Source organism: Streptomyces sp. WELS2, assembly GCF_013870595.1.
In the GTDB taxonomy this organism is placed as follows: domain Bacteria; phylum Actinomycetota; class Actinomycetes; order Streptomycetales; family Streptomycetaceae; genus Streptomyces.
The window spans coordinates 1-1,382 of the sequence record NZ_JACBWZ010001234.1; the positions used below are offsets into that span (position 1 = coordinate 1).

A 1,382-nucleotide genomic window follows, 5' to 3' on the forward strand; every position below is an offset into this window, starting at 1 on the left:
CCCTGTCGCACCTGGACGCGCTGGAGTCCGAGGCGGTGCACATCTTCCGCGAGGTGGCGGGCGAGTTCGAGAACCCGGTGATCCTGTTCTCCGGCGGCAAGGACTCCATCGTCATGCTGCACCTCGCGCTGAAGGCGTTCGCCCCGGCCGCGGTCCCCTTCTCCCTGCTCCACGTGGACACGGGACACAACTTCCCCGAAGTCCTGGAGTACCGGGACCGTGTGGCGGCCGCCCACGGGCTGCGCCTCCATGTGGCCTCCGTCCAGGACTACATCGACCGCGGTGTGCTCAAGGAACGTCCCGACGGCACCCGCAACCCGCTGCAGACGCTCCCGCTGACGGAGAAGATCCAGAGCGAGAGGTTCGACGCGGTCTTCGGCGGCGGCCGCCGCGACGAGGAGAAGGCCCGCGCCAAGGAACGCGTCTTCTCCCTGCGCGACGAGTTCTCCCAGTGGGACCCGCGCCGCCAGCGGCCGGAGCTGTGGAACCTGTACAACGGCCGGCACGCCCCCGGCGAGCACGTGCGCGTCTTCCCGCTGTCCAACTGGACCGAGCTGGACGTGTGGCAGTACATCGCCCGCGAGGGCATCGAGCTGCCGCAGATCTACTACGCGCACGAGCGCGAGGTGTTCCGGCGTTCGGGCATGTGGCTGACCGCGGGCGAGTGGGGCGGCCCGAAGGACGGCGAGAGCGTCGAGAAGCGGCGGGTGCGCTACCGCACCGTCGGCGACATGTCCTGCACCGGCGCGGTCGACTCCGACGCCGACACCATCGAGAAGGTCATCGCCGAGATCGCGGCGTCCCGGCTGACCGAGCGCGGTGCGACCCGCGCCGACGACAAGCTGTCCGAGGCCGCGATGGAAGACCGCAAGCGCGAGGGGTACTTCTAGGCATGAGCACGACCACGACCGAGGCGCTCTCGGCCACCACCCTGCTGCGGTTCGCCACCGCCGGCTCCGTCGACGACGGCAAGTCCACCCTCGTCGGGCGGCTGCTGCACGACTCCAAGTCGGTCCTGGCCGACCAGCTGGAGGCTGTGGAGCGGGTCTCCGCGAGCCGCGGCCAGGACGGCCCGGACCTCGCCCTCCTCACCGACGGCCTGCGCGCCGAACGGGAGCAGGGCATCACCATCGACGTCGCCTACCGCTACTTCGCCACGCCCCGGCGCCGGTTCATCCTCGCGGACACCCCCGGCCATGTGCAGTACACCCGGAACATGGTCACCGGCGCCTCCACCGCCGAGCTGACGGTCATCCTGGTCGACGCCCGCAACGGCGTGGTCGAGCAGACCCGCCGGCACGCGGCCATCGCCGCCCTGCTGCGCGTCCCGCACGTCGTGCTGGCCGTGAACAAGATGGACCTCGTCGGGTACGAGGAGCGGG

The 1,382-nt window shown here is 70.8% G+C and carries 2 protein-coding genes; both read left to right on the forward strand.

Going from position 1 to position 1,382, the window contains the following annotated elements:
• The first annotated feature begins 2 nt into the window (after positions 1-2).
• Positions 3-890, forward strand: coding sequence for a sulfate adenylyltransferase subunit CysD (cysD, locus tag H5J33_RS35300; protein ID WP_181798725.1), 888 nt, complete (start codon positions 3-5; stop codon positions 888-890).
• Positions 891-892: 2 nt separating this feature from the next.
• Positions 893-1,382, forward strand: a 490-nt coding sequence (locus tag H5J33_RS35305; RefSeq protein ID WP_181798726.1) for a GTP-binding protein, incomplete at its 3' end; no start/stop codon positions are given.